8 protein-coding genes are annotated in these 9,114 nt (G+C 69.9%); 4 read left to right on the top strand and 4 right to left on the bottom strand.

Annotated features, from left to right (window positions below; all coding sequences use genetic code 11):
• Positions 1-226: 226 nt before the first annotated feature.
• Positions 227-1,561, bottom strand: a complete 1,335-nt coding sequence (locus GD1_RS19585; protein ID WP_059039225.1) for a glycosyltransferase 87 family protein — start codon at positions 1,559-1,561, stop codon at positions 227-229.
• A gap of 126 nt (positions 1,562-1,687) precedes the next feature.
• Between GD1_RS19585 and GD1_RS19580 the strand changes: the two genes are divergently transcribed.
• Positions 1,688-2,179, top strand: a complete 492-nt coding sequence (locus GD1_RS19580; protein WP_053777403.1) for a polyadenylate-specific 3'-exoribonuclease AS — start codon at positions 1,688-1,690, stop codon at positions 2,177-2,179.
• A gap of 22 nt (positions 2,180-2,201) precedes the next feature.
• Positions 2,202-3,593, top strand: coding sequence for a class II 3-deoxy-7-phosphoheptulonate synthase (locus GD1_RS19575; RefSeq protein WP_053777372.1), 1,392 nt, complete (start codon positions 2,202-2,204; stop codon positions 3,591-3,593).
• 45 nt (positions 3,594-3,638) lie between these two features.
• Here GD1_RS19575 and GD1_RS19570 read toward each other — a convergent pair whose 3' ends face one another.
• A complete protein-coding gene (locus GD1_RS19570) occupies positions 3,639-4,862 on the bottom strand; it encodes a protein kinase domain-containing protein (protein ID WP_059039224.1) in 1,224 nt (407 codons plus the stop codon).
• A gap of 65 nt (positions 4,863-4,927) precedes the next feature.
• On the opposite strand from GD1_RS19570, the gene GD1_RS19565 reads away from it, so the two are divergent.
• On the top strand, positions 4,928-5,293 hold the full coding sequence (locus GD1_RS19565) for an Rv2175c family DNA-binding protein (RefSeq protein WP_020792745.1): 366 nt from the start codon (positions 4,928-4,930) through the stop codon (positions 5,291-5,293).
• Here GD1_RS19565 and GD1_RS19560 read toward each other — a convergent pair.
• The gene (locus GD1_RS19560) at positions 5,290-6,816 is read right to left on the bottom strand and encodes an alpha-(1->6)-mannopyranosyltransferase A (protein ID WP_083534479.1); all 1,527 of its coding nucleotides are present in this window, start codon (positions 6,814-6,816) and stop codon (positions 5,290-5,292) included. The two genes, GD1_RS19565 and GD1_RS19560, sit on opposite strands and share 4 nt — an antisense overlap.
• A 2-nt stretch (positions 6,817-6,818) precedes the next feature.
• Positions 6,819-7,973, bottom strand: a complete 1,155-nt coding sequence (locus GD1_RS19555) for a polyprenyl synthetase family protein (RefSeq protein ID WP_059039223.1) — start codon at positions 7,971-7,973, stop codon at positions 6,819-6,821.
• A 106-nt stretch (positions 7,974-8,079) separates the two neighbouring features.
• Here GD1_RS19555 and GD1_RS19550 point away from each other — a divergent pair, with 106 nt between their 5' ends.
• Positions 8,080-9,039: a methylenetetrahydrofolate reductase gene (locus GD1_RS19550; RefSeq protein ID WP_053777371.1), complete on the top strand. Its 960-nt coding sequence runs from the start codon at positions 8,080-8,082 to the stop codon at positions 9,037-9,039.
• Positions 9,040-9,114: the final 75 nt, after the last annotated feature.

The following is a 9,114-nucleotide window of genomic DNA, read 5'->3' as shown; positions in this document are numbered from 1 at the left end:
GGCTCGGTCCCGGCTCGACCATCCACACGCGGGCGAGGAGCGGAGCGACGAGGCGTGTCGAAACCTCCGTCGGCCGACGTCGCCGGGTGACCCGCTCTGAGGTGGGTCACCGACATTGTTGTCTCACCGGGTCTCGACACGGGTCCTCGCCTAGCGGCTCGGTCCCGGCTCGACCATCGGCATGCCGACGTCGTCAGGCGACCACTCCGCCGATCGCGGTGCGACGTCAGGCGGCAGAACCGGCCAGCGGTCGGGCGTCGTCGGATTCCGCCGACGATTCCGGTGCCGGGTGAAACGGCAGACGCCAGATCACCAGGAGCGCCGCGAGTCCCCAGATCGAATACGAGCTGCCGACGATGTGCTCACCGATCGACCACGTGTCGGTGGCCTTGGGCAGGAACTGGAACGGGCCGAGTGCGAACAGGATCACCCCGATCGCGGCGAGCAGCAGATGTGCGATCCGGGTGGCCCGCGAGGTGGCCCGGGCGACGATGACGAGACTGGTCAGGATCAGCGGGATCGACCAGACCCAGTGATGTGCCCACGACGTGGGGGAGACCAGCAGGCCCCACACGGCGATGGCGCAGGTGGCCAGCAGGGCGTTGAGGCGGTCGCCGGTGTCGGCGTCAGGCCGGAACGATCGTGCCGGACGGCAGGCGTACACCGCGGCCGCGGCCAGGGCGGTCACCAGCAGCGCGCTCAACACCCACGCGATCTGGCCTGCGAAGCCGGGCAGGATGCGCACCCACATCGCATTGAGGTTCTGGTTGATCCGGCCGGCCGGATCGCCGATCCGCGTGGTGTGGAACAGGGTGTGGGTCCAATACCCCAGTGAATCCGCGGGCAACCACACCCACGCCAGGGCCCCGGCCAGGACGAAGGTGATCGCCGACACCGCGACTGCACGCCAGCGACGCGCCACCATGAACACCGCGATGAACACCAGCGGGGTCAGCTTGATCGCCGAGGCCAACCCGACGAGCACACCCTGCACCTTGGCGCCGGACCGGCGCATCCTGGCCACCACGAAGATGTCGAGGATGATCATCGCCATCAGGATCACGTTGACCTGACCGAACCCGAGGGTCATCCACACCGGGTTGAGCCACAGGGCACCGGTGCCGATCAGCAGCGCCAGCCACCACCGGTTGCCGACGGCGCCCACCGACAGCAACGACAGCACCACCCGCAGGATCACCACGACCAGCGCGGTGGTGATCACCGACATCAGGATCCCGGCGACCGCCAACGGCATCGCGCCGAGCGGGACGAAGCCCAGCGCGGCGAACGGGGGATAGGTGAACGGCAACCAGATGCCGTCGGAGGTGAACGGCATCGAGCCGTCGGCGTAGAGGCTCTGCCCCTCCTGCCAGATCTGCGCACCGATCCGGTAAACGTCCAGATCGATCCGGGTGCGGGTGCCGAAACTGGAGGTGAACGGCACCCCGACCATCTGCATCGCGGCCGACAACGTGAACAGGACCGCGATGACCCACTTGGCCCGACGCGACGGCAACCACCGATGCAGCCGGTGGTCGGCCTCGGTCAGGGGTGTCAACATGGCGGGCCCCGTGGTCCTTTCGCTCGGTCGGTTCGGTCGGTCGTGGCGGTTCGGTCGGTGTCGGTCGGCCGCCACCGGTCGATGTGCTCGACGGTGCCCGGAGGCGACCGTGAATACTTGACCAGTATGCGGTTCTTCTACGACTCGGAGTTTATCGAGGACGGTACGACGATCGAACTGGTGTCGATCGGTGTCGTCGCAGAAGACGGTCGGGAATTCTACGCGGTGTCCACGGACTTCGATCCGACGCGCGCCGGTGAGTGGGTTCGCGCGAACGTCCTGCCCAAGTTGCCCTCCCCGGCGTCCAAGGCGTGGCGGTCGCGTCGCCGGATCCGCGAGGACCTGCTCGAGTTCCTCACCGCCGACGGCGACGAGATCGAATTGTGGGCCTGGGTGGGCGCCTACGACCATGTGGTCCTCTGCCAACTGTGGGGCCCGATGACCGCTCTACCACGGCAGATACCGCGATTCACCCGCGAACTCAAACAGCATTGGGAGGCCGCGGGCCGTCCCGCGCTGCCGGCCGCACCCCGCGATGCACACGATGCGCTCTCCGACGCCCGGCACAACCACCGTCGGTGGCAGACGATCGAACGGTCCCGCGGCCACCGCGGTTGACGCCCTCGACTACCCTGAACGGGTGGTGAACTGGACCGTAGACGTTCCGATCGACGAACTGCCCGAACTGCCGCCGTTGCCCGGCGACCTGCAGGCGCGGTTCACCGATGCGATCAACCGCCCGGCGCTGCAGCAGCCGAGCTGGCCCGCCGACGAGGCCCGCCGGATGCGCACAGTGCTCGAGAGCGTGCCGCCGATCTGCATGCCCGCCGAGGTGCGCACCCTGCAGGCGCAGCTCGCCGACGTCGCCGAGGGGCGTGCGTTCCTGCTCCAGGGCGGTGACTGCGCGGAGACCTTCGCCGACAACACCGAACCGCACATCAAGGGCAACATCCGCACCCTGCTGCAGATGGCGGTGGTGTTGACCTACGGTGCGAGTCTGCCGGTGGTCAAGGTCGCGCGGATCGCCGGCCAGTACGCCAAGCCCCGGTCGTCGAACACCGATGCGCTGGGCCTGCCGTCCTACCGCGGCGACATGGTGAACGGCTTCCCGGCCGAGGCGTCGGTCCGTGAGCACGACCCGTCACGACTGGTGCGGGCGTACGCGAACGCGTCGGCGGCGATGAATCTCGTTCGCGCGCTGACCCACTCCGAGGCCGATCTGAGCCGGGTGCACGACTGGAACCGCGAGTTCGTCCGGACCTCGCCCGCCGGTGCCCGGTACGAGGCGCTGGCCGCCGAGATCGACCGGGGCCTGCGCTTCATGGATGCCTGCGGGGTCACCGACTCCAGCCTGGCGACCGCCGACATCTTCGCCTCGCACGAGGCGCTGGTCCTCGACTACGAGCGGGCGCTGCTGCGCATGGCCGACCATCCCGAGCACGACGAGAAGGTGCTCTACGATCTGTCGGCGCATTTCCTGTGGATCGGCGAGCGGACCCGCCAGCTCGAGGGTGCGCACATCGCCTTCGCCGAACTGATCCAGAACCCGATCGGCGTCAAGATCGGGCCGTCGACCACTCCGGAGCAGGCCGTCGAGTACGTCGAACGGCTCGACCCGCACAACCAGCCGGGCCGGCTGACCCTGGTCGCCCGGATGGGCAACGGCAAGGTGCGCGATGTGCTGCCCGCGATCGTCACCGCGGTCGAGGCGACCGGTCACAAGGTGATCTGGCAGAGCGATCCGATGCACGGCAACACCCACGAGTCGTCCACCGGCTACAAGACGCGCCACTTCGACCGCGTCGTCGACGAGGTGCAGGGCTTCTTCGAGGTGCACCACGCATTGGGCACCCATCCCGGCGGCATCCACATCGAGCTGACCGGTGAGGACGTCACCGAGTGTCTCGGTGGCGCCCAGGAGATCTCCGACGTCGACCTCGCCGGCCGCTACGAGACCGCCTGCGATCCGCGCCTGAACACCCAGCAGTCGCTGGAACTGGCGTTCCTGGTCGCGGAGATGCTGCGCGGCTGATCTTTGTGGCACCCGGCCCGGGCACCGTCCCGGCCGGGTGACTGCTCAGCCGCCCAGCAGGCGGGCGCCGACCCACCAGCCGGCCCCCGCGGCCGCCGCGGCGACCAGCAGCACCACCAGAATCCAGATCAGGGCCCGCAGGCGTCCACCGTCGAGTTCCTCGACGAGGCCGTCGAGGCCGGACACCTCGGCGACCGGCAGATCCGTCCGGTCGTCGATCCGATCCGGTGACGGGGCGCCGTCGGCGGGTTCAGGGGCACCGGGATCGGTCTGCACCCGCGTCCCGCCCCGCGGCATCGCGCCCCGGTGCGCTGGAGTCCCGTCCGGCTCGTCGTCCGGGCGCGCCCCGACGTCGAGGGCGGCCCGACGGCGCGCCATGGTCTCGCGTTCGGCCGACCGGCGTGGCGCCGGGACCGTGAACGGCGGCAGGTCGAGCACGTCGGCCACGTCGAGCAACGCCTCACGCATCTCGAACCCGTCGGCATAGCGGTCGGCCGGGCGGCGTTCGGTGGCGCGCAACACCACCTCGTCGAGTTCGGCGGGCACCCCGCGGATCACGTCGCCGGGTGCGGGGACGTCGTAGGTCAGTCGCTGGTACGCCAGTGCCAGAGGGGTGTCGCCGCGGAACGGCGTTCGGCCGGTGAGCAATTCGAACAGCATCACACCCATCGAGTACACGTCGCTGCGGGCGTCGGCCTGCGTGGAGTTCACCTGTTCGGGGGACAGATAGGCGGCGGTGCCGAGGATCACGCTGGCCGAGGTGACCCCGGACTCGGCGACGGCCCGCACCAGACCGAAGTCGGCGACCTTGATCTCACCGGCATCGGAGATCAGCACGTTCTCGGGTTTGACGTCACGGTGCACCAGTCCGGCGGCATGCGCGGTGCCGAGTCCACCGAGCACCGGGTCGGCCACGGCCACCACCGCATGCGGCGGCATGGGGCCGCGCTCCCGCAGCAGCTCACGCAGACTGCCGCCCTCGACGAGTTCCATCACCAGGAAGGCGACGTCGTCGATGCCCTGGTCGTACACCGCGACCAGCCCCGGATGTCGCAGCCCGGCCACCGCGCGGGCCTCGAACTCGAAGCGTCGCAAGAACTGTGGATCGGCGGCGTATCGGGTGTCCATCACCTTGATCGCCACGTCGCGGCCGAGCCGGAGATCGGTGCCGACGTACACCGCCGACATCCCGCCCCGGGCGATCGGGGCCTCGATCCGGTAGCGGTTCTCCAGAACCGCCCCGATCAGCTCGTCGACCTGACTGTGCACGTCAAGAAATCTACCTGCCCGCCTCGGGTACTACTCCGATACCGGTTGGCGGTAGTGTCGTGGCCGTGAGTTCACTTCCGCTCTCGCCGGACATCATTCCCGCCGACGCCGAGACGTTCACACTCGACGAGGTCTCCACCCGACTCCGGGTGTCGGAGAGCCGGGTGCGCACCCTGATCCGTGAACACAAGCTGCTCGCGATCTCTCGCGGCGGCCGGCCGCTGGTGCCCAGCCTGTTCTTCGACGACCTCGGGATCGCCAAACACTTCACCGGTCTGGTGGAGGTGCTCCTCGACGGCGGGTTCACCCGCGACGAGGCGATGACGTGGCTGTTCACCGTGCAGGACGACATCGACATGTACCCGGCGGCGGCACTGCACACCCATTCGGCGCGTGAGATGATCCGCCGGGCGCAGGCCGAGGCGTTCTAGCCGGGCGTCCCCGAACCGCGCGCGGCGGTCTCTCCGGGAGTACCGGGGAGCGTGCCGGCGGATGGGTCCGCGGCCGACCCCCACACCCTGCGTGCCAACGGACGCAGACGCAGCGGGTCCGGTCGCAGCAGTGACCACGCTGCCAGTCCGGCCAGCGCGAAGGCCAGCATCACCTCGGGCAGTTTGTAGAAGACGATCGAGTCGTCGGGCTGGAAGACGATCAGCATGAAGGTCGACACCGCGACCACCACCGCCCGCACCCATTCGGGCAGGGTGAACGCCACCGCCACGCACAGCACCCACGTGTAATACCAGGGCAGCGTGGACGGTTCGAGGACCAGCACCGCCAGCATCGCCCACGCGAGTCCGGTGATCGCGGCGCGCTCGTCGTGCCGGAACCGCCACCACGCCGCCACCAGCAGGACGGCCAGCACCACCATGCCGATCAGCCGGGTCACGGTCAGCACGGGCCACAGGTTGAGGCTGGTGAACGGTGCCGCGACCAGCGTGACCACATGCGCCGCCGCGGTCGGCAGGGTGAACCAGTTGATGATCCGGTCGGCCCACCCCAGTCCGGTCAGCCAGCCCAGTCCGAGACCCACCACGGCGGTCCAGGCCGCGAACACCGCCACCGGGATCAGCACCACCGCGGCCAGTACCCCGGCCACGTCCCGGGCGGTGACCGCGCGCCGGGATCGGATGTGGGCCAGCCAGATCCACAACATGAACGGGATCGCGACCCCCGCGGTCACCTTGATCGAGACCGCCAGGCCGAGGACGGCCAGACCGCCGACATGGCGGCCCTGCACGACCAGGGTGACACCGGTGACCAGCAGGCCCATCATCAGCAGCTCGACATGCGGGCCGCCGACGAGGTGGATCAGCACCATCGGGTTGAGCAGTGCCAGCCACACCCCGGCCGACGCCGACGCCCCGAAATGACGGGCGAGCCGGGGGATCGCCCACAGCGACAACAACAGTCCGGGCAGCAGCACCAGCCGCATCGCCAGCACCCCGGTCAGGACGTGGTCGCCGGTCACGGCGGTCACCCCGCGGGCGATGGCCAAAAACATCGGGCCGTACGGGGCGGTGGTGGACGCCCACACCTGGGCCATGCTGTCGACGATCGGGCCCGGATGGTGTGCCGGACCGTCGGCGTACGGGTCGAATCCGGCGCCGAACAGCGCGGCCTGGCCCAGATAGGCGTAGACGTCGCGGCTGTAGAGCGGGACGGTGAGGATCAGCGGGATGCTCCACAGGATCGTCGCGCGCTGCAGCACACCGACAGCAGGCGCGGTGTCGGCGCCGGGCCGCACCAGCCGTCCGATCCGCACCCAGGCGATCACCATCAGTGCGACACCGACCCAGAACACGATCGCGCCCAACGTCTTCCCGTGGCCGTAGGTGATCGCGTCGAGTCCGATCCGTTGCAGGCCCGGATGATTGCGGGGGATGTCGGCGACGGCGAAACCGCCGAGCGCCACCAGTACCGCGCCGAGGAACCCGGCCCGGATCTCGGTCATGGTCAGGACTCCCGGTGGGTGATCCGGTCGGCCATCGCGATCAGGTCGGCGCGGATGCCGGCGCCGATCTGCGCCGCCGTCAGGGTGGCCACCGCCGAGGCGTGCAGACCGGTGATGCGGTGCTCGATCTCGTCGACGGCACCCACATCGGTGAGAAGTGCTCGGGCGCGGGCGACCTCGTCGTCGTCGAGCGCCCGGCCGAGCAGCCCACGCAGGGCCGTGGCCAGGGTGGGATCACGGTCGGTCGCACGCTGCAGGCCGAGCGCGATCAGTGCGGTGCGTTTGCCCTCGACGAGGTCGTCCCCGGACGGCTTGCCGGTGCGTTCCGGATCCCCGAACACCCCCAGCAGATCGTCGCGCAGCTGGAAGGCGATACCGAGATCGTGACCCACCGAACGCAATTCGGCGATCAGGGTGTCGGGTGCGCCGGCCATCCGGGCGCCCAGTTCGAGCGGCCGGGCGACGGTGTAGGCGGCGGTCTTGAATTCCATGACGCGATAAGCGGATTCGACGGTCTCGTCACCACTGACCTCGTTGACGATATCGAGGAACTGGCCGCCGAGCACCTCGGTGCGCATGGCCGCCCACACCGCGCCGACCTCGGCGGGCAGGGGACTGGGCGGGGTGGTGGGGGTCGGGGCCGCGGGATCGGCCCCGGCCGGGGTGTGCCCGTGGACCAGGTCGTCGGCCCAGGCGAGGGCCAGGTCGCCACACAGGACGGCCCCGGCGATCCCGTGGTCGGCGGCGTCGCCGGACCATCCCTCGCGCCGATGGTGACGTTCGATCGCCCGGTGCACCGTCGGGCGTCCGCGTCGGGTGTCGGAGTGGTCGATGATGTCGTCGTGGATCAGCGCACACGCCTGGACGAGCTCGAGCGCGGCGCACACCCGCAGGGCGTCGGCCGGGGACTGGTCGGGAACCGTCGGCCGACGATGCGGGCTGCTCAGGCCGCACAGCCATCCGGCGTAGGCGAAGGTCGGTCGGACCCGTTTGCCGCCGGTCCGGACGAAGTCGGCGACGAGGCCGGCGGCGTCGCCGACCACCGGCGCGATGGCTGTGGCGACGGGGACGGTGCGGGCGAAGAAGTCGTCGAGCACCCGACCGGCTGCGGTGGGCACCTCGGACAGCGAGGCCGGGACGTGTTCGGTCGAGGTCACCCTGTCAGGCTAGACACCGCCCCGATCCACGCTCCCGACCGGCACCGGGTGCGTGTGGCGGTCGACCGGACAGACTCCCGGAGCACCACCTACGTACACTGTTGCGGTGACCACCACCTCCGCGGCCTCGTCCGTCGTCGAGCGCCTCAGCGCACCGCCCGTCAACGGGCCGGTGCACTTCTCCGTCGAGTTCTTCCCGCCTCGGGACGCCGAGGCAGAGGCGCGATTGTGGCGGGCCGTCCGGGTGTTCGAGCGTCTCGACCCGGCGTTCGTGTCGCTGACCTACGGTGCCGGCGGATCGACCCGCGACCGTACCGTCCGCATCGCCGGTGAGATGGCCACCGAGACCACGCTGGTCACCGTCGCACATCTGACCGCGGTCGACCACAGCATCGCCGAACTGCGGTCGCTGGTCGGTGCCTACGCCGACAAGGGCATCACCAATCTGCTGGCTTTGCGCGGTGACCCGCCCGGCGATCCGCTGGGCGAGTGGGTCGCGCATCCGCAGGGTGTGCGCTACGCCCAGGAACTGGTCGAGCTGATCGACGGCCTGGGCGACTTCCACGTGGGTGTCGCGTCCTTCCCGGAGGGGCATCATCGTGCCCGGGACCTCGACGAGGACACCGCGGTACTGGTGAACAAGCTGCGCGCGGGTGCCGAGTACTCGGTGACCCAGATGTTCTTCGACGTCGAGGACTACCTGCGGCTGCGTGATCGGGTGGTGGCCGCCGACCCCGAGCAGGGGGCCAAGCCGATCATCCCGGGCATCATGCCGATCACGTCGCTGGCCAGCGTCCGACGCATGGCCGAGCTGTCGGGGTCGGTGATCCCGCCCGCCGTCGAGGCACGATTCGCTGCCGCGGCCGGCAACGGCCCGGAGGAGGACCGTGCGGCGGTCCGCGCCACCGGTATCGACTTCGCCACCGAGACGGCCGAGCGCCTGATCTCCGAGGGCGTGCCGTGTCTGCACTTCTGCAGCCTCAACTTCACCAAGGCGACATGCGAGGTGCTGGGCCGTGTCGGCGTCGATGTCCGCGCCGCGATGGTCGCACCGGCCGTCGGCTGATCCCCGCGCGGGCCGGCCGTATGCCGGTGGCCGCTTTTCGCGGTCGGCCCTGGTGGTGGTCGAGCCGGGACCGAG

The sequence above is a fragment of the Gordonia desulfuricans NBRC 100010 genome, assembly GCF_001485495.1.
Lineage (GTDB): Bacteria > Actinomycetota > Actinomycetes > Mycobacteriales > Mycobacteriaceae > Gordonia > Gordonia desulfuricans.
The sequence above is the reverse complement of the archived record's forward strand: the minus strand, read 5'-3'. Positions and strand labels throughout refer to the sequence as shown.